This is a genomic window from Pseudomonas sp. Irchel s3b5, from assembly GCF_900187435.1.
Taxonomy (GTDB): Bacteria; Pseudomonadota; Gammaproteobacteria; order Pseudomonadales; family Pseudomonadaceae; genus Aquipseudomonas.
Genome location: NZ_FYDY01000013.1, coordinates 1 through 25364, shown reverse-complemented (window position 1 = coordinate 25364; position 25364 = coordinate 1). Strand labels below are relative to the sequence as shown.

22 protein-coding genes are annotated in these 25364 nt (G+C 54.2%); 15 read left to right on the top strand and 7 right to left on the bottom strand.

Features of this window, described 5'->3' with window-relative positions; translation table 11 throughout:
• The first annotated feature begins 155 nt into the window (after positions 1–155).
• The 14 genes from CKW15_RS15395 (at position 156) to CKW15_RS15330 (ending at position 18340) form a co-directional block, all read left to right on the top strand.
• Positions 156–2822 (top strand): LuxR C-terminal-related transcriptional regulator, encoded by a 2667-nt coding sequence (locus CKW15_RS15395; RefSeq protein WP_095057280.1) that lies wholly within the window; start codon positions 156–158, stop codon positions 2820–2822.
• A gap of 191 nt (positions 2823–3013) precedes the next feature.
• Entirely contained in the window at positions 3014–5113 is a 2100-nt protein-coding gene (locus CKW15_RS15390; RefSeq protein WP_218232056.1) for a hydantoinase/oxoprolinase family protein, read from the top strand.
• Positions 5113–6771: a hydantoinase B/oxoprolinase family protein gene (locus CKW15_RS15385; RefSeq protein ID WP_095057282.1), complete on the top strand. Its 1659-nt coding sequence runs from the start codon at positions 5113–5115 to the stop codon at positions 6769–6771. Before CKW15_RS15390 ends, CKW15_RS15385 begins: the two co-directional genes overlap by 1 nt.
• Before the next feature lie 27 nt (positions 6772–6798).
• A complete protein-coding gene (locus CKW15_RS15380; protein WP_095057283.1) occupies positions 6799–8184 on the top strand; it encodes an aminopeptidase P family protein in 1386 nt (461 codons plus the stop codon).
• 56 nt (positions 8185–8240) lie between these two features.
• A complete protein-coding gene (locus CKW15_RS15375) occupies positions 8241–9137 on the top strand; it encodes a hypothetical protein (RefSeq protein WP_095057284.1) in 897 nt (298 codons plus the stop codon).
• 28 nt (positions 9138–9165) lie between these two features.
• Positions 9166–9987: an aspartate/glutamate racemase family protein gene (locus CKW15_RS15370; RefSeq protein WP_095057285.1), complete on the top strand. Its 822-nt coding sequence runs from the start codon at positions 9166–9168 to the stop codon at positions 9985–9987.
• A 61-nt stretch (positions 9988–10048) separates the two neighbouring features.
• On the top strand, positions 10049–11413 hold the full coding sequence (locus CKW15_RS15365) for an MFS transporter (RefSeq protein ID WP_143498451.1): 1365 nt from the start codon (positions 10049–10051) through the stop codon (positions 11411–11413).
• Positions 11414–11572: 159 nt separating this feature from the next.
• Positions 11573–12361 carry an avidin/streptavidin family protein gene (locus CKW15_RS15360; protein ID WP_159953403.1) on the top strand — a complete coding sequence of 263 codons (789 nt, stop codon included), beginning with the start codon at positions 11573–11575 and terminating at the stop codon, positions 12359–12361.
• Between the two features lie 698 nt (positions 12362–13059).
• Complete coding sequence (locus CKW15_RS15355; protein ID WP_095057288.1) at positions 13060–13935, top strand: MurR/RpiR family transcriptional regulator; 876 nt, start codon at positions 13060–13062, stop codon at positions 13933–13935.
• Positions 13936–13948: 13 nt separating this feature from the next.
• Positions 13949–14704 carry a transporter substrate-binding domain-containing protein gene (locus CKW15_RS15350; RefSeq protein ID WP_095057289.1) on the top strand — a complete coding sequence of 252 codons (756 nt, stop codon included), beginning with the start codon at positions 13949–13951 and terminating at the stop codon, positions 14702–14704.
• Positions 14705–14816: 112 nt separating this feature from the next.
• Complete coding sequence (locus CKW15_RS15345) at positions 14817–15536, top strand: ABC transporter permease (RefSeq protein WP_095057290.1); 720 nt, start codon at positions 14817–14819, stop codon at positions 15534–15536.
• Positions 15533–16243, top strand: coding sequence for an ABC transporter permease (locus CKW15_RS15340; protein WP_095057291.1), 711 nt, complete (start codon positions 15533–15535; stop codon positions 16241–16243). Before CKW15_RS15345 ends, CKW15_RS15340 begins: the two co-directional genes overlap by 4 nt.
• A gap of 49 nt (positions 16244–16292) precedes the next feature.
• On the top strand, positions 16293–17534 hold the full coding sequence (locus tag CKW15_RS15335) for an FAD-binding oxidoreductase (protein WP_095057292.1): 1242 nt from the start codon (positions 16293–16295) through the stop codon (positions 17532–17534).
• A gap of 17 nt (positions 17535–17551) precedes the next feature.
• Positions 17552–18340 (top strand): amino acid ABC transporter ATP-binding protein, encoded by a 789-nt coding sequence (locus CKW15_RS15330; protein WP_095057293.1) that lies wholly within the window; start codon positions 17552–17554, stop codon positions 18338–18340.
• Positions 18341–18517: 177 nt separating this feature from the next.
• Here the strand turns inward: CKW15_RS15330 and ctlX are convergent, their stop codons facing one another.
• The 6 genes from ctlX to CKW15_RS15300 all read right to left on the bottom strand — a co-directional run bounded on the left by ctlX (position 18518) and on the right by CKW15_RS15300 (position 23223).
• Positions 18518–19465, bottom strand: a complete 948-nt coding sequence (ctlX, locus tag CKW15_RS15325; protein ID WP_095057294.1) for a citrulline utilization hydrolase CtlX — start codon at positions 19463–19465, stop codon at positions 18518–18520.
• Between the two features lie 174 nt (positions 19466–19639).
• Complete coding sequence (locus CKW15_RS15320) at positions 19640–20119, bottom strand: Lrp/AsnC family transcriptional regulator (RefSeq protein WP_095057295.1); 480 nt, start codon at positions 20117–20119, stop codon at positions 19640–19642.
• Between the two features lie 12 nt (positions 20120–20131).
• Positions 20132–20893, bottom strand: coding sequence for an ABC transporter ATP-binding protein (locus CKW15_RS15315; protein WP_095057296.1), 762 nt, complete (start codon positions 20891–20893; stop codon positions 20132–20134).
• A 56-nt stretch (positions 20894–20949) separates the two neighbouring features.
• Positions 20950–21660, bottom strand: coding sequence for an ABC transporter permease (locus CKW15_RS15310; protein ID WP_095057297.1), 711 nt, complete (start codon positions 21658–21660; stop codon positions 20950–20952).
• Positions 21657–22382 carry an ABC transporter permease gene (locus tag CKW15_RS15305; protein ID WP_095057298.1) on the bottom strand — a complete coding sequence of 242 codons (726 nt, stop codon included), beginning with the start codon at positions 22380–22382 and terminating at the stop codon, positions 21657–21659. Before CKW15_RS15305 ends, CKW15_RS15310 begins: the two co-directional genes overlap by 4 nt.
• Positions 22383–22443: 61 nt before the next feature.
• The gene (locus tag CKW15_RS15300) at positions 22444–23223 is read right to left on the bottom strand and encodes a transporter substrate-binding domain-containing protein (RefSeq protein ID WP_095057299.1); all 780 of its coding nucleotides are present in this window, start codon (positions 23221–23223) and stop codon (positions 22444–22446) included.
• Positions 23224–23852: 629 nt separating this feature from the next.
• Between CKW15_RS15300 and CKW15_RS15295 the strand changes: the two genes are divergently transcribed.
• Positions 23853–24899, top strand: coding sequence for an ornithine cyclodeaminase (locus CKW15_RS15295; RefSeq protein ID WP_095057300.1), 1047 nt, complete (start codon positions 23853–23855; stop codon positions 24897–24899).
• A 367-nt stretch (positions 24900–25266) separates the two neighbouring features.
• Here the strand turns inward: CKW15_RS15295 and CKW15_RS15290 are convergent.
• On the bottom strand, positions 25267–25364 hold a 98-nt coding region (locus CKW15_RS15290), incomplete at its 5' end, for an IS3 family transposase (protein WP_143498447.1).

The following is a 25364-nucleotide window of genomic DNA, read 5'->3' as shown; positions in this document are numbered from 1 at the left end:
TGCATTGCTTATAAAACTGCCTCAGGCTTCGATCTCTGGGCGCATTTTTTATCTTGCCTTCGGAGTGAGACGCGACGTTTTCTCTAAAAAAGACAATCACTTGCTTTACTGGTATAAGAATTGGACAGACGTATTGTCCCTAGTGCGACCAGCTTATGAATCACTTGCCGTTTCAGCTGAGCTCTTCAAATGCATGGATGTGGGTGGGTAAATTAGCTCCGCCGCAGACATTACTCGAGTCTGTTCCTCGTACGGCTCTACTAGAAGCTCTGCGTGCGCATGCCCATGTGCCATTGACGCTGCTGATATCCCCACCAGGTTTCGGTAAGACTACTTTGCTGATGCAATGGCGCGAATCGCTGCTAAGGCAACCAAGCGCAGCTACAGTAGCTTGGTTGTCACTGGATGAGGCTGATGGTGAAGCTAACCGTTTTCTGGCCTATTTGATAATGGCCTTGGAAACAGCCGGGCTTGAACTGAAGAGCCTGAGCACGCTCGCGGCAAATCAGACGCTGGACATATACCCGCAAAAAACCATTTCCTCTTTGCTACAAGAGCTAGCAGGTGATGGACGATGTACGGTCCTGATAATCGATGACTATCATCTGGTAGCTGGAGGGCCGGTTGACGAGGTTTTGCAAACCCTCCTAGAAAGAGGCAGCCAGTGGTTACACCTGGTGATCGCCAGCCGCAGTCGACCGGACTGGTCACTTGCAAAGCTGAAGGCTCGGGGGTTAGTTCATGAAATCTCTACGGGGGAGTTAGTACTGTCATTGGACGAATCCCAAAACCTGTTAGGGGGCGGGGGCGTTCAATTGGCGGATATGGCCCGAGTGCATGAAAAAACTGAGGGCTGGGCGGTCGCGGTGCAATTAGCCAAACTCTGGCTAATGGGAGGGTCGGGCTCGCTGTATGGGTTGCAATCCTTTTCAGGAAGCGTGGGCGACGTAGCGGAATACCTAGCCGAGCAGATTTTCAAAGAATTATCCGAAGAGTGCCGTGAGTTTCTCATCGAGACGTCACCGCTGGAGCGTTTTAATGCCGATCTGGCCAACACTGTACGCGGTCGTAGCGACAGTGCGGCATTACTCGCCCAACTCGTGCATGTAGAGGCCCTGCTAATCCCTCTGGATGCCCAGCGACACTGGTTCCGCTACCACGCCTTGCTAACAGAGTTTCTGAGACCACGCCTAGAGGCCGATCTGGCCGCGCGCATTCACCGCGCAGCAGCACTTTGGCTGGCCGAACGAACCGACTGGGTGCTAGCCGTCTCCCATGCCATGAATGCCCAAGACATCCCACTTGCCGTCAAACTGATTGTTGATGCTGGTGGATGGGAGTTGGTCCTGCGTAAAGGTATTCGTTATACCCAAAGTCTGCTCAAGCAATTTGATGCCCCGACTCGGCGAAGTGAACCTGATCTGTTGTTAGTTGAGGCCTACCTTCACGCCAAATTGGGCGACTTTGAATTGTCTGCGCAGTTGCTGAGTCTGGCGCAGGTGGCAGTTTGCGGTGACCCACGCTTGGAACGGGATTTCACTGTTATTCGAGCGCTCTCACAAGCGTACTTTGATCAGTTTGAAAACATCAATGGAGAGATAACTCAGATTATTGATCAAGGACCAGGTCACGCTCATGAAGTATTGGGAATGGCTACGTTGCAATGTGTAAGCGCCCTCGCCGCGCTGGCCCATGGACGTCTGAATGATGCACTCGACTCCTCCCGCAAGGCGCGAGTTCGGATGCGGCTTGTGACAAGTCACCTTGGTGAAAACTTTTGTCTGATTCACGAGGCACAAGCCTTGGCTTTAGGCGGAAAAATTGTCAATTCACGAGCGGTTGTCGATGAAGCGCTGGCCATGGCAGAGGAAAATTTCGGCAGTGAGAGCTCATTGAAAGCCGTCGTTGGATGCTTCAAGGCTCAGCATTTGTATTGGCAGGGTTCATGGGTTGAAGCTCAGCCATGGATACAGGAGGGCTGGGATTCGTTGGAACATACTGACGGTTGGCTCGACGTTTTTGCTGCTACTGCCGAGGTTTCGTGGCGCACCCTCATGCGTACTCACGGCTTGCAACCAGCGCTGTCGTTATTGGAAAAAGTTGAACAGCTTGCGAAGGAACGACACCTATTCAGACTCTCCCGGTTGGTTGTTCTTTGGCGGGTAGACCTACTCACTCAGTGCGGCCTTGTGACCCAGGCTCGTCAACAAGCGCTGGCGATTGGGCTGGATTGCCAGTCGGATACACAAGACTGGCGTTGCCGCGAAGCTGCTGCGTTGGCATTCGCTAGACTGCAATTGGCAGTTGGCGCATCGGCGTCAGCATGCGCACGCTTGAAGCAAGACGCTGAAGCTTTGATGAACATGGGGTTGCTTTTGCCTGTTTGGCGTATCCATCTGATGGAACTACTCGCAGGGCATAAATCCCAAGGAGAGTTCAGCACAGAGGACGTAAAGCACGTTTTGAGGCCAATCCTGCAAAACGATTTGACTGGACTGCTTCTTGAGATCGGTCCCGGATTACTGCCGGTATTAGAACAAATACCAGAGCCGTTTCCGGGTATGGCAATGGTTATGACACGCTTGCGTGGTTGGCGAGCTCATCCAGTGCGCGCACGGGCGCAATTCAGTGGCAAGGAGCTGCACGTACTAGAACTTTTGGCTGACGGCCAATCGAACAAAGCCATCGCCATGGCATTAGGTGTCTCTGAAAACACTGTAAAATTCCACCTCAAGCAGATCTTTCGCAAGCTCTCGGTAGAGAGCCGCTCTGCCGCCATCAGCGCAGCGTTACGCGATGGTCTACTGGATCTTCGCCAGTAAAACCACCCTTCTACCCATCCGGGTAGTTGACTCTGCAGCGCCCTCCGAAACTACCCTTCGAACTCATTGAAGCCCCCCTGCGTGGGCAATATAACTTTCCTTGCCAGCAACCATCGCATCTCCGGACCGTGACACGGCCAATGAAGCGATGTCCCGTTGCGAATAAAAATAATCTTGCGAGGAAACGTGCTGTGGATATCAACGGCAAGACCGTACGGGTAGCTACCGACATCGGTGGTACTTTCACTGACCTGGTTTACTTCGAGTCCGATCCGGTCACCGGAAAACAAACCATTCGAACTGCGAAGTCCGACACCACACCGCCGAATTTCGAGCAAGGCATTCTCAACGTCCTGCGAAAGGCCGAGGTGCGACTTGAAGATGTCGACTTTCTCGCCCACGGCACGACAGTAGTCATCAATGCTCTGACGGAGCGTCGGGGCGTCCGTACCGGACTCATTACTACGACAGGCTTTCGCGACATTCTTGAAATCGCCCGAGCCAATCGTCCAGACTATTTCAATCTGCAATGGGTTAAACCAACCCCCTTTGTCTCACGGCATTTGCGTCGAGAGGTCGGGGGGCGGATCCATATGGATGGCCAGGAGCGTGAGCCTCTTAATCTGACTGGCGTTGAACAAATCATCGACGATTTCCGCCGCGAGGGCATCGAGGCGATAGCAATTTGTCTATTAAACTCCTACGCAAATCCGGTTCACGAGTTAGCGGTTCTGGCTGAGGTTCGCCGGCTGTGGCCGGAGGTATCGGTGGTGGCCTCGCATCAGATCACTCGCGAATGGCGAGAGTATGAACGCACCAGTACTAGCGTGTTGTCGGCTTATGTTCAGCCTATCGCGGCTCGATATCTTTCTAATCTGGAAACGGCCTTGCGCGCCGGAGGCTACAAAGCCCCCTTGTATGTAATGCAGTCGAACTGTGGTGTCGATAGCGTTGCTCACGCAAGAGAAATACCTATCACGATGGTGGAGTCGGGACCTGCGAGTGGTTTTTGGGCCGCGGCTGAGCTGGGAAGGCTAATCGACGAACCGAATCTTTTAGGGTTAGACATCGGCGGCACCACGGCTAAGTGTTCGCTAATTCAAAACGGCCAAGTGTCTATCAAGACAGACTACTGGATCGAACGAGACCAGATCAGTGCGGGTTACCCGATCATGGTTCCCGTAGTGGACCTAGTGGAAATTGGCAACGGTGGTGGCTCCATTGCCTGGGTCGATGAGTTTGACAAGCTGCATGTCGGCCCGCAGTCAGCAGGCGCTCTTCCTGGCCCGGCTGCTTACGGCAATGGCGGCAATCACGTAACCACAACTGACGCGAACCTGGCTCTTGGCAGAATCAACAAGGATTACTTCTGCGGCGGGGCAATGAACGCCGACATGGCTGCCGTAGAACGTACGCTGGGCGAACTGAGCGTGCGTATGGATTTGCCGAGCGAAGAAATTGCTCGCGGTATTGTGCGAATTGCCAATGACAACATGGTTAACGCACTGAAATTGGTTTCTCTGAGCCGAGGCCATGATCCGCGGGACTTTACTCTGATCGCCTTTGGTGGCGGTGGTGCAATGCATGCTGTGGCACTGGGGCAGGAACTGGGGGTGAAAAAAGTCATCATCCCGCGCGGAGCTTCGGTATTTTCCGCATGGGGCATGACGATGTCGGACTTGCGCCGCGACTTGTTCGTCAATCGTTTTATCGAAACCTATCGCGAGGGCGCTGTTCAGGAAGCCCAAGGGTTCCTCGACGATCTAGTAGCCTCCGCCCGCGATCAGTTTACTGCTGAGGACATAGATGCGGAGAAGGTAGAACTGACAGTTTACTGCAAGCTGCGTTACCAGAATCAGGAACACTCGGTAGAAGTGCCATTACAACTCAACGAGCGAATCGCTGAGCATTGGGCACAGATTGCGACGCGCTTCCACGCAATGTATGAGCAGAAGTACACATATCGTCTTGATGCCCCTCTGGAAATCGTTGGCTTTCACCTAATGGCGGTTGCCCAGATCGGCAAACTTGATCTTGAAGATCTGCCGGTAACCGGCGCCACATTAGAAGCGGCCTTAAAGGGACATCGTCTAGTCGACTATGCCTTAGAAGGTATTCACCAAGCGGCGATCTACGACTACGCGCAGCTCGAGCCCAATATGACGTTTAAAGGCCCGGCCATCATCGAGGACTCCGGGACGACGATAGTCGTGCATCCAAGCAATGTGGTGCAGGTGGATCGCCTAGGTAACCTTCATATTACCCAACTGTCGATTGGCGGAGCGCAGTGATGAACAGAATTGATATTTTTACACTGGAAATTGTGCAGAACTCCCTTCAAGCAATCGCTGACGAAATGTTTGAAGCGATGCGCAAGGCAGCAATGAGCCCAGTGATTTATGAAGTACTGGACATGGGCACGGGTATCACTGACGCCCAAGGTGAGATTGCCAGTTCAGGGGCAGGAATCCCCGCTTTTGTCGGCGTTTTGGACAAAGCCGTGAAACAAATTTTGGTACATCACCCACTTCCTGGAGAGATAGAAGAGGGTGATGTGTTTATCACCAATGACCCACACAGCGGTGGCGTGACACACCTCAACGACGTGGTATTGGCAATGCCGGTCTTCGCCCAAGGGCGGTTGGTGGCCTGGACTGCCAACATTGCACATTGGAACGACGTCGGCGGGATGGTGCCGGGATCATTGTCTACCGATGCCACCGAGATTTTTCAGGAAGGTCTGCGTCTGGCGTCAGTCAAACTAATTTCTCGAGGTCAGCCGATACGCTCGGTGTTGCAGATCCTACGGGCAAATACACGCATGCCCGACTTTATGGAAGGCGACATGTGGGCTGGAATTTCTGCAGTGCGCAGCGGTGCCGCGCGCATCCGTGAACTGACCGAAAAGTATGGGTCGGATCTGTTTCTTGCTGCCATGGAAGACTTCATGGATTTAGGGGAAAAAGTATCGCTCAAAGCGTTGCAGGATTCTCCCTGTGGTCAATTCGACATGGAGGAATTACAAGACGACGGGCAAGTCTTCAAGGTGTCAGTACACATCAATAAAACCCAGATGATCATCGACTTGCGCGATAACCCGGCCCAATGCCAGGGGCCAACCAACCTCAGCCGCGACGGCGCTGTAGTTGCAGCACAGATGGCGTTCAAGTCGGTGACGGCACCACAAGGCGTTACCAACGGCGGAACCTTCCGCCCGCTCCAAGTACTTACGACCCCGGGCACGCTGTTCGATGCACAGGTGCCTGCCGCCGAGGGTTTCTATTTCGAAAACCTGATTCGCGTTCATGACTTGATATTGCGTTGCCTGGCCAGCCACTTTCCTGAGCGAGTGCCTGCGGGGAATTTTGCTTCAGTCTGCGCCACCATCATTGGAGGTCTGCACCCAGACACCGGGCGCGTTTTTACCCTGGTTGAGCCGGAGATCGGGGGCTGGGGTGGCGAGAAAGGCCGTGATGGTAACAACGCAATGTACTCAGGGCTTCACGGTGAGACCTACAACTGCCCCGTTGAGGTCTGTGAAGCGCGCTATGGCTTGTACGTGGAACGGGTCGAGTTAAACGATGAACCCGGCGGCCATGGTAAGTATCGCGGTGGGCGCGGCCTGTGCATCGACTATCGGGTTCGCAGCGATGCAAGCTTCCTAACTTGCGGTTACACCCGTTCGACTATCCCACCGTGGGGTATGAACGGTGGCTCTGATGGTACGCCAAACTATGTCACGGTCATACGCACCACCGGTGAACATGAACGCTACGCCATGGCCAGCAGTATCGTCCTGAATGCAGGAGACTTGGTGCGCATCCGTACCGGGGCCGGTGGCGGGTACGGTAATCCGGCCGAGCGTGATCCCGCTGCCGTGCTAGACGACGTGAAAAATGGCTATTTGGATGCCGCCACTGCCGAATCGGTTTACGGCATCCGGGTCTGACAATCGCGCGATAGTGGAGGCAACAGCATGTTCGAAGCGATTACGTACCAACGCCGCCGGCAGGCCTTACGCGAACACCTAGGCTCGGGCATCGTGTTGCTCCCTGGCAACGAAGATTCGCCAATTAACTTTGCGCATAACACCTATCCATTTCGACAAGATGCAACGTTCAGCTATTTTTTCGGAATTGATCGGCCATCGTTAGTTGGCATCATCGACCTTGATAGTGGAACGGCATCGATCTTTGCCGATGATATCAGCTTGGATGATGCTATATGGCTGGGCAACGACTTGTCGTTGTCTGAATTATGCGAAGCTGGGTCGGGTGTTTCTCTGCGTCCATCAGTGTTGGCGCCTCGCTGTCTGGAAGTAGCATGGAAACATGGCCGTAAGGTCCATTTTCTACCGCCATATCGTGGCGAAACTGCTCTTTTGCTATCGCGCTTAACTTCCATTGCCCCTAAGTTGCTCGCGTCAAAAGCATCTGACAAATTAATTCGAGCAGTGGTTGCCTTGCGAGAAATCAAGGAGCCCTGCGAGATTGAGCAAATCACCCGTGCTATGCGGGTCGCCGATCAGATGCATCGGGTGGCAATGGCTACGACCCGTCCTGGTGTATTGGAGCGGGAAGTAGTTGCCCGAATGCGTGAGGTGCTGGGGCGAGAAGGGCTGCAAGAGGCTTATCAGCCGATATTCAGCCGTCGAGGCGAGATCTTGCACAATTTGAAGCACGACTCACGCCTTGAATTGGGTGATTTGGTGGTGAACGACGCTGGTGCTTCGAGTTCAATGGGCTATGCCAGTGATGTGACCCGTACATTGCCCGTCGGCGGACGTTTTCTACCTCACCAAGCTGAACTTTATAAATTGCTGGTTAGGGTTCAAGAGAGCGCTATCAAGAGCCTCTTTCCAGGCATTTGCTATATCGACGTACACCGTGAGGCATCCCTGCAACTAGTGGAAGGTATGACCGAATTGGGTTTCTTCCACGGCAATCCAGCAGACGTTGTTGAAAGCGGTGCATACGCGCTTTGTTTCCCACACGGACTAGGCCATCAACTTGGGTTGGATGTGCATGACATGGAGTCCTTGGGCGAAGACTTAGTGGGATACGACGAAAAGGTTTCGCGTAGCCAACAGTTTGGACTAGGCAATTTGCGACTGGGCAAGAGCCTTAAATCAGGCATGGTGATGACCGTCGAGCCAGGGATTTATTTTATCCCTGACCTGATTCGGCGCTGGCAAGCAGAGGGTCGCCATACCGATTTCATCCAATACGAACGCTTTTTGGACTACGAGCGATTTGGTGGTATGCGGGTGGAAGACGTTATTTTACTCGGAGATAAATCGGCAAGCATCCTCGGACCAAACATTCCAAAGCAGTTATATGAGGTTGAAGAGGCTATGTCCTGATCTGTCTCAAGCTCAACAAAACTGTATAAAACAACAACAACTAAGAGATATACATCATGAAGTCATATAAACCTTCGCGTTTTGGAGGGCCGGTATTGCTTGGCCTGAGTTTGAGTATCAGTGCAACTGTGCAAGCAGATCAGTTTATCGGTTTCGGACAGCCAGGCGTTCCAGGTTCTTTCGCGTTGGAGTCCTTCCCGGTTTACAATCGAACTTCACAGGGCGACGATCGTGCTGGCGCGAACACCGTACTGGCCTATTTCTCGGAAACAGGGTTTACCGGTACTACGCGCGACCAGATAGAAGTTTGGGGGGGCGCGATTGCAGGTTACGCCGATACCAATGGTGCTAAAGACTCTAATGAGTGGGGTTTCGCCTCACCGAACATTGGTCTTGAGTACTACTACAATGTCATAGAGCCGAAATCCACTGCCACTTATGCATCGCCAGATTATTTTACCTTCTGGACAAGTCCGACGCTTATGGTTGAGTTCCCTAATGGTAATGACGATGCCGTTGGTTTTGGCGCCGGCTCCAACCGCTATGCTGTCAACTTTAGCGTTAATAACTATGTGCAGTATGGTAAGTTCGCAGCGACATTCACCCCGGTAGGGGTCTATTACGCCGCGCGCAATCGCAGTGACACCGACTTGGGTAATGGTACCTCTGAACGTCTACGTGGAGGTGTCAGCTATTGGTTTGCTGATATTGCCGCAGGTTACTTAGTGACTGATAATCTCTGGCTTGGCGTGCATCACGTCTACAACTTGAACAACAGATCTTCGACAGATTTTGAGGAATCGCGCGAGGGCAAGATCGGGCCATCTATGACGTACACAGGCTTCGCCAAGCAAGGAGTTTACATTTCGGCGAACTTGAACTTCGATTACTACCATAGCGACAATATTCCATACTCGAACTCATTTACTATGGCTCTAGTGAAGAGCTTCTAATTTCTACCTTCGCGAAGGAAGTTTTTATATGTCTCAGAATACTTTTGCCACCGAGCCGCAAGATGTTCCTGTTTCATTGTGCTGGTTAAACCCAATTGGAAGTCCAGCCTTTGACGAACCTATTGCGCAGTTATTGCGTTCGATAAAACTGCCTTCAACTCAAGTTGAGGTTGTGTCATTCGACATGCAGCCCAGCCCCTCGCATTTAGAGTATCGCTGTTACGAAGCAATGATTTATGAACGCAGCGTGCGCGTAGCCAGAGACTGTGCTCAACGAGGCTTAGACGGATTGGTACTGGGTTGTTTCTACGATCCGGCATTGGAAGATGCTCGGGAAATTTCGGGAGAGATGATTGTTGTTGGACCGTGCCAAGCGAGCTTGCAAGTTGTCGCAAATCTGGCCAACCGATTCTCGATCATCGTAGGACGGAATAAGTGGATGGAACAAATGGGGGCTCGGGTGAAGGCCTGCGGGGCGGGTGATCGTCTAGCCTCGATGCGCTCACTGAACATGGGAGTAGATGAGTTCCAGCGTGATCATGCACTGACCCGTAGTCGCATTATTGAGCAGGCGCGTCGTGCGGTCGAAGAAGATGGCGCGGAAGCAATTATCCTGGGCTGCACTATTGAGTTCGGTTTTTTCGAACAAGTGCAGGCAGAGATTGGTGTACCGGTCATTGATCCCGTAGTGGCTGCGTTCAAAGTTGCTGAGGCAGCGGCAGGCATGAAACGCCGGTTTGGCTGGTCACCTAGTCGCGTCGGCAGCTGTGAGCCCCCACCGGAGGCCGAAATTAAAGCATTCGGTTTGTTTCAAGGACCGGCACCAATCGGCAATTGCGTAAAGGCTTAAATCAATTTTTTGCGCACATGCCAACGATTCACGGCAGCGCCTTTAATCAGGATTAACTTCTATGAGCCATTCACCGACTGCGGTAGTAGACCGCCCCACAGAACCTTCCGGAAAATCCAAATACTGGAGTATGCAAGTAGGGGAGGTCTTCGAAAACTTCCCCTTGACTCGGGAACATCTTAAAAGCTGCTTGGCACTTTTTTTTGTGTTCGCCATTGAAGCCTGGGAGATGATGATTATCGTCTACACCGCCCCTTTGATTAGCCAGGATTTTCAGCTTGATGCCGTGGCTCAGGGAAACCTCATAGGGGCAATGTTCATCGGCATGCTTGTAGGGGCTTTGGGGTGGGGTAAGATTTCTGATCGCTATGGCAGAAAACGTGCAATCGCATATAGCTTGCTTGGGTATGCTCTCTTTTCTCTAGCTAGTGCGTTTGCCCCAAACTATCCGGTTTTCTACGTGCTGCGCTTTCTTTCAGGTATGGCGGCAGTGGGGATGATGATCGTCACATTTGCTCATTTTGAAGAGCTGCTGCCAGTGCGTTATCGCGGTCCCTGCACCGTGTATTTGGCGTCCGGCTGGCCAATCGGTATGTTGCTAGCATTGGGAGTTTCTGCATCCCTTATGCCCTACGGTTGGCGCACAGTGATTGCATTGAGCTCGTTTGGAGGATTATGGGCCATTGTCATTGCCCTTTGGGTGCAGGAGTCGCCCTATTGGTTAGCATCGGTGGGCCGACAGGAAGAAGCGCGCAAAGTCCTAGCAAAATTAAGCCGAGGGGCGGTGCAACTGCCTCGTGAATGCACGCTCCTGGTGGATCAGACGCACCAAGGTAAACATCGCGAGCTATTCTCCCGTGACATGCGGAGAGTCAGCTATCTACAGATCGCTGTGAACTTTACTTTTTCATGGGGCTATTGGGGGCTGCAAACCTGGCTGCCTACGTTGCTCCAGCAGCGTGGCCTGAGCTTGCCACAGAGCTATAGTTTTATAGCATGGTCGGCAATTTGCATGATACCGGGTTACATGGTTGCGTCTTACTTGACCGGTCGTCTTGGGCGCAAGAAAGTTCTTATCGGCTTTATTGCCGCTGCGGTCGTGGCAGGTTACGGCTTTGCCAATAGTCAATCCATGGAAATGCTTTACCTAAGTAATTTTGCGTTGGCATTTTTCAGTCTTGGCGCCTGGGGAGTATGGGGTACCTGGGTCTGTGAGCTCTACCCGACGTCCCTGCGTACCTTGGGGTACAGTTGGGCCGCTTTGGCGCAACGCATTGCTAACGTGATTGCACCAACGCTGATCGGAATGTTGGTGGCGTATGGTTCCTCGTTCAATATGACCACAACTATCATAAATATGTTTATGGTGGCGACATTGTTTCTAGTGGCATTTATCCCTGAGACGGAAGGTAAGCCACTGCATTAAAGACAACAAGCATCCGAGGAGTCCTGGTGGGTGGAAAATCCATCAGGACTTTAATTGCAATCGGTCTGGCTTTTCTTGAATTGTGATGTTGCCAACTCTGCAAGATCACATTTAATTTTAAGTAAGCTTCACTCAAATACCCAAATGACGGAGTCAGTCATGTCTATTGCAGGGGCGTGGAAGAACGAATACGGTTCGACCATGATTCTTACCATTGTCGGAAATACTATTACAGGCACCTATAAATCTTCTACGGGGTCGACTGGTGAATATAGAGTTTCAGGCTATCAAGTAGGAAGAGATGCGACAGTGGCTGTGGGTCAGCCGATTGCACTAGCAATCGAATGGCATTCTGTTGTTGGTGGCCCGTCCGATCCTAGTTGGAATTGGACTTCAGGCTTGAGCGGCCAGATCAGCATTTTTGATGGTGAGGAAGTGTTGGTTCTCTCTCACATGATGATAGCCTCCACTGATTTTCCAGATTTGAGCACGACTGGCAACTATATTGATAAATTGACCTATCGTAGGGCTCTAGCGCCGGACCATGCTGCACGCAAGGTTGATGCCGAAAAGTACATGCCTGTTGTCGATCCTTTGAACGGTAAATGGATAACAGTTGGAGGCTCAATATTGAACTTGAGAGTAAGCACTGACATTGAGAATAAAATTGGCTATGTTACTGGTAGTATAGATTCTTCGGATGGCAGTTTTGAGATTGTCGGATTTACCGATATTAATGCGTGGAGTAACGCCCTGAGTTTGCAGTCCATTGCAATCTGTGCGGCCAAACCCTCTGTGACAGAAGTGCTTTCGTTATCCGGCACTCTGAACCTTGCGACCCGTAGGCTACATTTGGTGAGTATGAACAGCCTCGCCACGGCGTCGAAAAACAGCTACGCGCAAACCCGTATTTCCTCTATGAGTTTTCGGCATTCACTCTCTTTTTGAGTACTGATCGCTTCTGGCCCCCGAGTGTTTAAAAACGCTCATTACCTCATTACGTCAACACTCTAGAAATCAGGCTAAGCCTCAGCAAACTCCCACACATACCAAAATGGACTCTGATGCTTCACGATAGAAATTTACCAAAACTACTGTTCGAGCCACCAAGTATAGAGGAATGTAATCCGCTCAACGGCTGGCTTTACTAATAACAACAAAAACAACCAATAACATTTTTTAATGCTAGTGATTAAAACTTACACAACCCTGGAGTAGGCTCGCCGGTACGCTTTCATACGGCAGTTAAACCTTACCGAAAGCTCTAAAACAAGGCCTCCATCAACATAAACTAGCAGACATCTCACAATACCGATTCGAAATCATAAGTGTATTATCTTTAGAATGTCACTATGAAACCGCTCTGCGCTTTCGCATCAGGCAAAATCAAATTTTTGTATCAGCACCCTCTTCAACCTGACCATACTCTGGGGATAGAAGCTCTATCCTCGCCTGACTTGCTATCCCTCAGAGCGGCGGTTGTGTGAAGAGACTCATTAAATCTGGCGTATCCTTCCAACCGAGTTTTCGATGCTGCGTTGCAGCGTGACGACCACTGATCGTGACAGCTATCTACCAAGCATTGACTTAATGACAGAAAACACGCATTTTCTTTCGTAAGCGCTGAAAAATATCAGGAAGCAGCCTTGAGCCAGCCCATCAAACAACGCCTTGAAAGCAGTCTTTCAACCGCCGCCGCCTCTGGCCGGATGATTGCTAACTATATGCTGGCCAACCTCTATGAACTGCCCTTCCAGACCGCCGCTGATATTGCCGCGAAGTTGAGCGTCAGTGAGTCCAGTGTCGGGCGCTTCTGTCGATCCATCGGATATAGCCACTTCAAAGACCTGAAAAACGACCTCAAGGTCGACCTAGGCGATGGCCCATGGCTGGTGGGCGATCGCTTGCAGGAGTTTCGCCATCAAGCTCGCCAGGGCCCGCAAGGCCTACCGCGCAGCTTCGAGTTGGAAGTCGCAGCCTTGGTTAAGGTTTACGAATATAGTCTCACCCCGACCTGGCACAGCGTCAGCCAGCGCCTGGCCACCCGGCGCAAGGTGTTCGTCGCCGGGTTCCAGACAGAGCGTGGCATCGCGGCATCCATGGTGCATCTGTTGCAGTACCTGCGCGATGACACGCACTGGGTCGACGGTGCCGCCGGGCATTACGCCGACGTGTTGCTCAGCCCCCCCGAAGACAGTGCGTTGGTGGTGTTCGAAGCCCGCCGCTATTCCCGTCACGCCCTGACCCTGTGCCGAAAGGCCCGAGATGCCGGAATTCCTGTGACGCTGATCACTGACACCTTTTGCGACTGGGCCGAACAGAACGCCGATGAAGTGTTCCGCGTGCCCACCGAATTCAACCTGTTCTGGGAATCAACAGCGGCGATGCTGTCGCTGGTTCATCTGCTGGTCAACGACGTCTGCAAACAGCTGGGTCCGGAGGTCGAAAAGCGTCTCGAAGCCATCGCGACCCTACACAACGAGTTCGTTGGATACACATCGTCACCACACTCAAAACAATAAAACGAGGTGCTAGATGAAACACGTCATTCGCTTTGCTGGTGCATGCGCAATGGTCCTGGCCGGGGCTGCCAGCGCGCAGGCAGAAGTACTGAAGATTGCTACCGAAGGCGCTTACCCGCCGTTCAACTATGTTGACTCGGACAACAAGCTACACGGTTTCGATGTGGATATCGCCAACGCGCTATGCGAACGGATGAAGGTGCAGTGCAGCATCGTCGCTCAGGACTGGGAAGGGATTATCCCGGCGCTGATGGCAAAGAAATACGATGCGGTCGTGGCTTCGATGATTGCCACGGATGAGCGCAAGCAGAAAATCGATTTCACCCGGCACTACTACCGCACTCCTCTGTCCGTGGCAGTACCCAAGGACTCGAATATCACCGACGCCCAGACCAACTTCAAAGGACGCACGGTCGGTGCCCAGTCTTCCTCGACCCAGGCCATCTATGCCGAAGATCATTACGGCCCGGCCGGCGCGGATGTGAAGCTTTACCCTACCCTTGATGAAGCCAACAGCGACTTGGCGACGGGACGGATCGACGGGGTGATTGCCGACAAATTCCCGTTGCTGGCCTGGGTCGACGGCGCTGGCAAGGACTGCTGCAAAATCATTGGCGACGTCAACGGCACCACCGCCGATGCCTCGATCGCAGTGCGCAAGGGTGACGATGTCCTGCGCGAGCGCTTCAACAAGGCGCTGGATGAGATCATTGCCGACGGCACCTATAAGAAGATCTCCAGTCGCTACTTCGCCTTCGATATCTATTGATCCCCTGGCCCTCAGGCGAGCCTGAGGGTCGTTCCTTGCCTACATGTTGCACCGCACCCGCACACGGGTGCGGTGAGGGCGTGCGAGCGTAATTGACCGAGAGGGTTCAAGCATGTTCGAAAACCTGTCATTGCTATCCTTCGCCAGCGGCGGCTGGGGTTCAGCCTTGCTGGCCGGCGCTCTGGTAACCATTTTTCTGGCCCTGAGCTGCCTGCCAATTGGCCTGCCGCTGGGCCTGGGCGTGGCCTTGGCCGCCCGTTCTCGACGTCGCTGGTTGCGCGCCATAAGCACGGTATTTGCCACCGTGTTCCGCGGACTGCCTGAGTTGCTGACCCTACTGATAATCTATTACGGCTGCCAGATCGGTGCGCAGAAACTGTTGGCCGCGATGGGCTACGAGGCTGAAGTCGCGATCAACCCCTTCGTCGCCGCGATGTTCGCCTTCAGTCTGGTGTTCGCCGCATTTTCCAGCCAGATCTGGTTGGGCGCCTTCAAAACTGTGCCCAAGGGCCAGTTCGAAGCCGCCGCCGCCCTTGGCCTGTCCCGACGCACAACCTTTACCAAGGTGGTACTGCCGCAATTGGTACGCATCGCTTTGCCTGGCCTGTCGAATAACTGGCTATCGCTGCTCAAGGACACTTCGCTGGTGTCGACCATCTCCCTGGTGGACCTGATGCGCCAGACCAACCTGGCGGTCAGCGTCACCAAGGAACCTATGCTGTTCTACACCGTGGCCTGCTTTGGCTACCTGTTTTTCTCAGCCATATCCGGCCGCCTGTTCCAGTTCCTGGAGCAGTATTTCAGCCGCCATCAACGGAGCGTTCGCCCATGAGCATCGGTGAATTGCAGAATCTGTTCCTCAGCCCGGATCTGTTGGAGCGATACGGTCCCCGCTTCATCGAAGGCCTGTTGGTGACTGCTAAGCTGGTTGCCATTTCCTTCACCCTCGGCGCCCTGCTCGGTCTGCTGATCGCCCTGGGCCGGTTGTCGAGTAACCGCTTTATCAGTCGTTTTACCGGCGTCTACGTGTATTTCTTCCGTGGTTCGCCGCTGCTGGCTCAGCTGTTCATGCTCTATTACGGCCTGGGTTCGTTCAAAGGTTTCTGGCAGGACGTGGGTTTGTGGTGGTTCTTCCGTGACGCCTGGTTCTGCACGCTGCTGGCCTTCACCCTGAATACCGCAGCCTATCAGGCCGAGATTTTGCGTGGCAGCATCCTGGCCGTAACCCAAGGCCAGCGCGAAGCCTCGAAAGCCCTCAGCCTGTCGCGCTGGACCACCTTTCGTAAAGTCATCTTGCCGCAATCCCTGCTGGTCGCCATTGGCCCGCTGGGCAATGAACTGATCCTGATGATCAAGGCCAGCGCCATTGCTTCGCTAGTGACCATTTACGACTTGATGGGGGTGACCAAGCTGGCCTTCTCGCGCAGCTTCGACTTTCAGATCTACCTCTGGGCCGCCGTGCTCTACCTGCTGATTGTGGAAGTCGTACGGCGCAGCCTGAAAGCGCTCGAGGGCCGTCTCGGCCGTCACTTGCAGTAAACCAAATTTTCTCGGGCTGCCGCGGGCGCCCCTGTATCAGGGATATACCATGCATTGCGAAACCATCGTTCTGGGCGCAGGGATTGTCGGTGTCAGTACTGCACTCCATTTGCAGGCCCGTGGCCGTAAGGTTGTGCTCATCGACCGCCAGCAGCCGGGCAACGGCACCAGCCACGGCAATGCCGGGCTGATCGAGCGCGCCAGCGTAATTCCCTATGCGTTCCCACGTCAGCTGTCGAGCCTGTTGCGCTACGCCGGCAACCAGCAATCGGACGTGCGCTACAGCCTGAAGTACCTGCCCAAGGCCAGTCCATGGTTGCTGCAGTACTGGCGGCACTCCGGAACCAAGGGCCTGGCCGCCGCAACCCGGGCCATGCTGCCGCTGGTGGAGCGCTGCGTCAGCGAACACGACCTGCTTTCTGCACCGGCTGGCATGGATCACTTGATACAGGCAAGTGGCTGGATCGAAGCCTACAATTCGCCGTCGGCGTTTGCCAAGGCCGAACGCGACGCTGCTGCGCTCAAGGACTACGGCTTGAATTACGAAGTGCTCGACCGCGACCAGATGCACGCCCGTCAGCCGGGTTTGCACTGTAACGTTGTAGGCGGCATTCACTGGCTGGACCCCAAGACCGTCAGCGATCCCGGCGGTTTGACACGCGGTTATGCCGAACTGTTCGTCCAACGCGGCGGCGTGTTCGTCCTCGGTGACGCTCTCTCCTTGCGCCAGCGCGTGGGTAAATGGGAAGTCCAGAGCGAACAGGGCCTGGTGATTGCAAACGAAGCCGTGGTCGCCCTTGGTCCGCAAGCCCGGGGCATTTTCGAGCCACTGGGATATGACATTCCACTGGCGATCAAGCGCGGTTATCACATGCACTATGCCGCCCTGCCTGGCACTCGCTTGCAACAACCGCTGCTTGATCCGGTGGGCGGGTATGTCCTGGCACCGATGGTCGACGGCATTCGCCTGACCACCGGGATCGAGTTCGCCGACAGCCAAGACCCAGTCAACGAAATCCAGCTGCGTCGTTGTGAAGAGCTGGCGCGCGCCTTCTATCCACTGGGCGAACGCTTGGATGCCGAGCCTTGGCTGGGACGCCGTCCTTGCCTGCCGGACATGTGCCCGGTGATCGGCCCAGCAACACGGCATAAAGGTTTGTGGTTCAACTTCGGTCATGCCCACCATGGCCTAACTCTCGGACCGGTCTGCGGTCGCCTGCTGGCCGAGCTGATGACCGGAGCCCCCCCTTTTACTAACCCTGCCCCGTACAGCGCCGAGCGCTTCCACTGATTGCCGGAGACAAAACCATGCATGTGCTCTCTCCCCTTGTAGACACTCCGCTCGCCGCTAGCCCGGACACCCGTAAGGTAGTGGTTGATATCGCCGGCCTGAACAAGTTCTATGGATCCTTCCATGTGCTGCACAACATCGATCTGAAAGTGCGCGAAGGCGAGCGCATCGTGCTCTGCGGGCCTTCCGGTTCCGGAAAATCAACGCTGATCCGCTGCATCAACCGCCTGGAGGTCGCCGAAAAAGGTCGCATTCTGGTCAACGACATCGACTTGGCCCAGACCAACCGCGAGGCTGCCAAGGTCCGCAGTGAAATAGGCATGGTGTTCCAGCATTTCAATTTGTTCCCGCACATGAGCGTGCTCGATAACTGCACCCTAGCCCCGATTTCGGTACGTGGTCTGAGCCGCAAAAAGGCTGAGGAACTGGCCCAGCAGTTTCTGCAAAAAGTCGGTATCGCCAGCCAGGCCGACAAGTATCCCAGCCAGCTCTCGGGGGGCCAGCAACAACGCGTGGCCATCGCCCGGGCGTTGTGCATGGAACCCAAAATCATGCTGTTTGACGAACCCACCTCGGCGCTCGACCCAGAGATGGTAAGCGAAGTGTTGGATGTGATGGTCAACCTGGCTGGCAGCGGTATGACCATGCTCTGCGTAACCCACGAAATGGGCTTTGCCCGTCAAGTGGCCGAGCGCGTGCTGTTTCTCGATGGCGGCCAGATCATTGAGGACGCACCACCTCAGGACTTTTTCAGCGCCCCGAAAAGCGCGAGGGCCAAGGCCTTTCTTGCGCAAATTTTACACTGAGGCCACGTAAGAGCACGGCATGTCTGCGGTTGCTGTGTCGTGCATACGACAGGCGTCGGCCGGTTTTCTATGTACTTGCGCGCGCGACTGTGTCGAAACGCTGCTTCGGCGGATCACCTTCAGCGTGTCACAAATTAACAACTCGTGAATGGGAACGTGAGCATCTCGGCAACTGGATCACTTCGACGTCGTCGCCCACACCTGGGTAGAAGAATGCTTAGTCAGGAACACCTCGGCCAGCATGCATCGTGCGCTGCCGCCACCGATGCGCTCAATGGTGTCAATGTTCACAGGCAATGGAGTGGCGTAAGTTTCGATCAAGCGACGCTGATTGGCGCTTAGGGATTTCCAGGCTGTGCGTGACATCACCAGCAGCGGCTCGCCTGCTGCACTATGCACTTCCAGCATGTTGCCGGCAAAGGACTCCAGCTGCGCCAAGCTCAAGGCGATGACCTGTTTGCCACTGGTTTCAAGCCGTTTACGCAGCGCCGCACGTTCGCCCGGATCGGGCACGGACGCTAGACAAGCCACCGCAACACGAGTGCCTACACTCATCATCACATTGGTGTGATAAATCGCCACTCCCTGGCGATCAACCGCGTTGAATGCACACAGTTCATAACCCAAATGGGTGACCAACTGATCCAGCGCCTGGGCGTTGGTGCGTGTGGAATACCCGGCGTAGCAAATCCGCTGTTGCCGATCCAGCACCATGCTGCCGGTACCCTCCAGGAAAACCTCCTGCTCTTCGAGGCCGGATAGGTCCAGCAACTGCTCGACCCGGTATTGGTCCAACAACCTGTCGAGTACACCTTTGTCCCGCTCCAGACGCCGGTTGTGGCCCTGCATTGGATACAGCACCAGGGAGCCATCCGGGTGGCTGCTCCACCAATTATTGGGAAAGATCGAGTCCGGGGTATGCGGAGTTTCGCGATCGTTATGCACTAGGACTTCGACGCCGTGCCGACGCAACGCGTCGACATAACCATCGAACTCGGCTAGGGCCTTGAGTTGTACATTTTCAGCAACTGTTGCCGGACGCTGGAAACAGTTGTTCGCCGCCGTATCCTGATTGAAGGAGAAACGTGTCGGACGAATCATTAAAACCGTATTGGTGGTTTGCATAGACGCAGACTCAATGAGGGGCGAGAGAGGCTCATTGTCTGTTTCGTAGTGGGAAAAACTCGGTTGATAACGGCTTTTTGCGGTGATAAAAACGGCTGAAAATTCCGGCTTGCCCAGCCGATTCGGCGGGATTGAAAACAAAAAACTCGCTGCTTTCCACAGCGAGCATTGCTCTTAATCCATCGTGGTCTTAACCATCGCCAGTTCCGGGTGGCTCACCAGTTTATCAATGTGCAAATCCGGGTCGTCAAACCACACTTCGGTCAATACCCGGTAATGCTCCATATCACGGCACCGCATACGCAGGCTGTAGTCGAACGCGCCGCTGATCAGACAACACTCCAGCACCTGCGGACAAGCCCGAACCTTGGCCTCGAAGGCCTTTTGTGCCGCGCGTCCGCTCTGGTTCGACAACGCCACCAACACCAGCAATGACAAGCCTGGTGTCAGCTTTTTCTCATCGACAATCGCACCATAACCGCGAATGATCCCATGCTGTTCCAACTTGCGAACCCGCTCCAGACAAGGCCGGGGGGTTAGATGTACACGCTCGGACAGCTTTTGATAAGTGATGCGCCCTTCATAGCGCAACACTTCAATAATTGCCTGATCGATACGATCAAGCACCAACGACAGATCGCGAATATCCGCCATGTACGCCTTGCCTCACTTCAAGCGACCCGATAGAAATTGCTGCAAACGTTCGCTGGTTGGACGGTCGAGTATCGTAGCATCACCCTGCTCCTCGACCCGACCCTGATGCAAGAACAATACTTGGCTGGAGACCTGCCGGGCAAACCCCATTTCGTGGGTCACCATCAACATGGTCCGGCCTTCCTCAGCCAACCCCTGAATGACCTTTAGGACTTCACCCACCAGTTCCGGGTCGAGCGCCGAGGTTGGTTCGTCGAACAACAGAATTTCGGGCTCCACTGCTAGCGCACGGGCAATCGCTACCCGTTGTTGCTGCCCCCCTGACAGAAACGCCGGGTACTGATCGGCCACTCGTTGCGGCAGGCCAACCTTATCCAGATACGCCCGTGCACTCACCTCCGCGGTCTTTCGACTCATCCCTAGGACTCGACACGGCGCCAGTACGATATTCTCCAGTACGGTGAGGTGGCTCCAGAGGTTGAAATGCTGAAATACCATTGCCAGTCGTGTGCGCAATCGCTGCAACTGCTTCGGGTTGGTCACGCGCATGCCACCGACGCCCTGACGGGTGAGGACTCGCTCTCCATCCAGAGCAATGGCACCTTCGTCCGCCCGCTCCAAAAAGTTGATGCAGCGCAACATGGTGCTTTTACCCGAACCGCTGGCGCCGATCATGCTCACCACGTCCCCTGCTCGTGCGTTCAACGAGACGCCCTTTAGCACTTCGTTGTCTCCAAAACGTTTATACAGATTTTCAACCGTGAGTTTGTGCATACAAATTCTCCTGGAGCGGCACACATATCAGCGCCGCTCTAGATAAATAATGGAAGTCACTGGGCCGGGCCCAGAAAGCTCAGCCAGCGTTTTTCTGCCAGGCGGAACGCACCGACCAGCCCGAGCGACAGCACGAGGTACAGCAGACCGGCAATGCCGAATGCCTGAAACGTCATGAAGGTCGCCGCATTGGCGTCACGTGCGATTTTGAGGATGTCAGGAATGGTGGCCGTAAATGCCACCGAAGTCGCGTGCAGCATCAGGATCACTTCATTGCTGTAGTACGGTAACGCTCGGCGCAACGCCGAAGGCAAAATCAGTTGCAGATACAGGCGCCAGCCTCTCAGGCCATAGGCATGTGCCGCTTCGATTTCACCGTAGGGAATACTGCGGATCGCTCCGGCGAAAATTTCCACGGTGTAGGAGCAGGTGTTGAGTGTGAACGCCAGTAGGGTGCAATTCATCGCGTCGCGAAAAAACGCCTCGAGCAATGGCTGCGAACGGACCACGGCGACACCGTAGATCCCGCTGTAGCAAATCAACAACTGAATGTACAACGGCGTGCCGCGAAACACATAAGTGAATAGTTGCACTGGCCAACGCAGCACGCCCCATCGCGAAACCCGCAGGATCGCCAGGGGTAGCGACAGGACAAAGCCCATTGCGATACTCGCCACTAGCAACCACAGGGTCATAGCCAAGCCCGTCAGTGTGTCGCCGTCGCTGAAGAGGAAAGATTTCCAGTATTCGGCAATCAACTCGATCATCGCGCCATCCCCCGCACACCTTGGTTGTAGCGCCGTTCCAGCATGCGCAAAACGTAGTTCGACACACTGGTAATCAACAAATACAACGCCGCAGCCAACAACAGGAAGTCCAGCATATTAAATGTGCTTTTACCCGCTTCCTGCGCGACTTTAACCAGGTCCGACAGGCCGATAATCGACACCAGCGCCGTGGCTTTGAGCAACACCAACCAGTTATTGCCTAGGCTCGGCAACGCGAAACGCATCATCTGTGGGAACACTACAAAGCGAAAGCGCTGCCAGCGATTCAAGCCAAAACACGCGGCAGCTTCCTGCTGACCGCGTGGCACGCTCAGAATCGACCCGCGAAAGGTCTCGGTGAAATACGCACCGTAGATAAACCCGAGGGTGACGATGCCCGCAGCGAACGGATCGATTTCCAAGTAGGGCAAACCCATAGCTTCGGTCAGACTGCTCAGCCAGCCTTGCAGGCTGTAGAAAATTAATAGCATCAGCACTAGGTCCGGCACACCGCGAATCAGCGTCGTGTAAACGGTCGCAGGCAAGTTCAACAGTTTCAACGGCGACAACTTCGCCGCCGCACCTAGCAGTCCCAGCGCCATGCTCACCAGCAACGAGAGCGCCGCCACTTTGAGAGTGACCCAAGCACCATGCAGCAACAACGGGCCATAGCCTTGCAGGACCGAGAGATCGACACCGATCAGATTCAGGAAGGAGTTCACGCCATTCACCTATCTTGAGGCGCGCCGATGGTCGCTGCGACACAGCGACCGAGCGCGTGGATCAATTGTTGTAAAGGTCCAGATCGCCGAAGTTTTTCTGTTGGATCTGCGCGTAGATGCCCTTGACATGCAGGGCCTTGATGGCGGCATTCAGCATGCCTTTGAGTTCTTCGTCGTCCTTGCGGATACCGATGGCGATTTCCGACGGCACCAAGGGGTCGCTGATGCCTTCGCTGTTCTGGAAATCTGCCCCTTGAGGCGATTTCAGAAAGCTCATCTGTGCTTGCAGCTTGTCTTGGATCGACGCATCGAGACGGCCATTAACTAGGTCAGCATAGACCTGATCCTGATTCTGATAGGCCCGCAATTTCACACCGCCCGGCCCCAGTTTGGCCTTCGCGTAGGTTTCTTGAATCGTACCTTGCATGTAACCGATGGTTTTTCCGCGCAGCGATTCGATGGTAGGCAGCAGTCCTGAGTCCTTGCGGGTGACGATGGCGGTCGGTCCGGCGAATAGGCGATCGGTAAAATCGATCTGTTTTTTGCGCGCATCGGTAACGGTCATCGAAGATTCTACGGCATCGAACTTACCAGCCTTGAGCCCCGGGATCAGCCCGTCGAAGTCACTGCTGACCCATACACAGGTCAGCTTCAACTCAGCACATATTGCATTGCCCAAATCCACACCGAAACCCTGAACACCGCCATCAGCCGTAGAGGATTCAAAGGGTGGGTAGCTTAAATCGACGCCAAATCTCAGCTCCTTCCATTCCTTGGCGCTGGCGCCCGTAGTACAGCACAGCAACGCGAGTGCCGGCAAAGTCAGCCATTTGATGTTCATCTTCTTGAGTCCCGGATAATTTGGATTTATCGCAATCCGGCGCCTGCGTCGGATCACACTTTTTTGACAGGGGCAGAGTCGATGCAGTCTTCACCGCAACCGTTTTTGTTGTTGTTTTCGACTGAAAGAAGCCAGTCGTCGGAGTTACCCGCCATCTCAAGTCGCAATCAAAAACGCGCTTGAAACGGACCGTAAGAATGCCAATTGCTGGAATGGTGCTGGTGTCGTAAATCTACGCTCAAACAGCATGCCTACGCCGAACAAAGGCTTTCCACAGCCGATTTTGTCGACCGTTGTCAGTCATCGCTTCTTCACTCAAAGGGGAGCGACATGGGAAGACATGATTGTCTTGGCTGCTTTATTCATTTGCATAGTGATGCTTTATGAACATGGCGTTTCAACCATGTGTGCGAATTACAAGCGGTAATGGTCATCTCGCCGATTCCGCTGTGCATAGTCTGTTTTTCGACTTCTCTCGCTGTCTCCAGGGTCAGTATTGGCCGAAATCTTCTCTCCATTGCCTCGACAATAGGGTCGTCGCAAACACATGGACCGCCTCCTGAGTCTTGGCCGCCGAAGCGAAAGGCAGTCCAGACCGGCACACAATAAAACGCCCAAAGGAACCGAATATGACCCGTTACATTGACGTCAATGATCTGAGCCGTCTCGTCCAGGAAAAAGGCTTGCCTCGTTGCCTGATCGATATGGCCGAGTACATCCGTCAAGACTACGTACGCTGGCCGGATTTCGAAAAGTGCGCGCGCCTGGCGAACCACTCACCTGAGGGTGTCATCGAGCTTATGCCTGTGTCTGATGCATCGCTCTATGCCTTCAAGTATGTCAACGGTCATCCGAAGAACACCCACAATGGCATGCTGACGGTCATGGCGTTTGGTGCGCTGGGAGACGTCGATACCGGAAAGCCTGTCTTGCTGAGCGAAATGACGCTGACGACCGCCATTCGCACCGCTGCCACTTCCGCACTCGCCGCCCGCTACCTTGCCCGACCGGACAGTCGTCGAATGGCGCTCATCGGCAACGGCTCACAGAGCGAATTCCAGGCCCTGGCATTTCACACACTGCTAGGTATTACTGAAATCAGTCTCTACGACATCGATCCTGCCGCGACGGCGAAGCTGGTAGCCAATCTGCGGGCCTACCCCGCCATACAGTTGACCGTCGCCAATACCGTCGCGGAAGCCGTACGTGGGGCAGATATCGTGACAACGGTCACGGCCGACAAGGCCTACGCAACGATTTTAACGCCCGAGATGATCGAGCCTGGGATGCACCTCAACGCAGTGGGTGGCGACTGCCCCGGCAAGACCGAACTGCACCAGGACATCGTGGAGCGTGCGCGGGTCATGGTTGAGTACGAACCACAAAGCCGCATTGAAGGCGAAATTCAGCAGATGCCCGCCGACTCACCGGTTATCGAATTCTGGAAAGTCATCAATGGTCAGACTCAAGGGCGCCAACATGCCGAGGAAGTCACCTTATTTGACTCGGTCGGCTTCGCCCTGGAGGACTACTCCGCCCTACGCTATGTGCTAGATGTTGCGAGAGCGCTCAACATTGGCAGCGACATCCAACTAGTGCCAGAGCTGGAAGATCCCAAGAACCTGTACTCACTGCTGCTGCCCTCAGCAACAGCCGATGCAAGGCTTCGGGCTTAACATCAAAGCATTCGCCTAGCGGCGCGCTTAGCTGCTAGGTGGAATCCTGTATAAACACTCTCTCGTTTAAGCCCGGCGCGCACTCCCGATGCCATGGCGGACGCATCCAGTGGCCCCAGATGTTCGCGAGGAACAGACTGGGTCAGTGACATCTCGGCAACTGAGCCAATTCGGCGTCGACACCAATAGACAATGCTCTTGATTGCCAGTAAAACGTCGCCCTCCATGACAGAATGCGACGGTAGTGGCAGAGTAATCGACCTATGATCCGCAATCATTCATACATGGAGCGCTACAGATGCGGTATTTGCTGGTTCCAACAATTGCTCTTCTGGTCGCTGGGGGTGCGGCAAAAAACTTGGACTGGTTATGCCGCGAGACCAAGGCTCTCACGATACTCAACAGGACTGAGAGCACCGAGAGAAATCTTGATTCGTTTTTCGTTGTACCAGCGAATGTATGAAT

Bases quoted from the DNA above. Each gene is read 5' to 3' on its own strand.
- CKW15_RS15365 (WP_143498451.1), top strand. From the start codon at position 10,049: ATGAGCCATTCACCGACTGCGGTAGTAGACCGCCCCACAGAACCTTCC.
- CKW15_RS15360 (WP_159953403.1), top strand. From the start codon at position 11,573: ATGTCTATTGCAGGGGCGTGGAAGAACGAATACGGTTCGACCATGATT.
- CKW15_RS15335 (WP_095057292.1), top strand. From the start codon at position 16,293: ATGCATTGCGAAACCATCGTTCTGGGCGCAGGGATTGTCGGTGTCAGT.
- CKW15_RS15315 (WP_095057296.1), bottom strand. From the start codon at position 20,893: ATGCACAAACTCACGGTTGAAAATCTGTATAAACGTTTTGGAGACAAC.
- CKW15_RS15375 (WP_095057284.1), top strand. From the start codon at position 8,241: ATGAAGTCATATAAACCTTCGCGTTTTGGAGGGCCGGTATTGCTTGGC.
- CKW15_RS15320 (WP_095057295.1), bottom strand. From the start codon at position 20,119: ATGGCGGATATTCGCGATCTGTCGTTGGTGCTTGATCGTATCGATCAG.
- ctlX (WP_095057294.1), bottom strand. From the start codon at position 19,465: ATGCAAACCACCAATACGGTTTTAATGATTCGTCCGACACGTTTCTCC.
- CKW15_RS15380 (WP_095057283.1), top strand. From the start codon at position 6,799: ATGTTCGAAGCGATTACGTACCAACGCCGCCGGCAGGCCTTACGCGAA.
- CKW15_RS15345 (WP_095057290.1), top strand. From the start codon at position 14,817: ATGTTCGAAAACCTGTCATTGCTATCCTTCGCCAGCGGCGGCTGGGGT.
- CKW15_RS15395 (WP_095057280.1), top strand. From the start codon at position 156: ATGAATCACTTGCCGTTTCAGCTGAGCTCTTCAAATGCATGGATGTGG.
- CKW15_RS15370 (WP_095057285.1), top strand. From the start codon at position 9,166: ATGTCTCAGAATACTTTTGCCACCGAGCCGCAAGATGTTCCTGTTTCA.
- CKW15_RS15330 (WP_095057293.1), top strand. From the start codon at position 17,552: ATGCATGTGCTCTCTCCCCTTGTAGACACTCCGCTCGCCGCTAGCCCG.
- CKW15_RS15310 (WP_095057297.1), bottom strand. From the start codon at position 21,660: ATGATCGAGTTGATTGCCGAATACTGGAAATCTTTCCTCTTCAGCGAC.
- CKW15_RS15295 (WP_095057300.1), top strand. From the start codon at position 23,853: ATGACCCGTTACATTGACGTCAATGATCTGAGCCGTCTCGTCCAGGAA.
- CKW15_RS15350 (WP_095057289.1), top strand. From the start codon at position 13,949: ATGAAACACGTCATTCGCTTTGCTGGTGCATGCGCAATGGTCCTGGCC.
- CKW15_RS15300 (WP_095057299.1), bottom strand. From the start codon at position 23,223: ATGAACATCAAATGGCTGACTTTGCCGGCACTCGCGTTGCTGTGCTGT.
- CKW15_RS15385 (WP_095057282.1), top strand. From the start codon at position 5,113: ATGAACAGAATTGATATTTTTACACTGGAAATTGTGCAGAACTCCCTT.
- CKW15_RS15340 (WP_095057291.1), top strand. From the start codon at position 15,533: ATGAGCATCGGTGAATTGCAGAATCTGTTCCTCAGCCCGGATCTGTTG.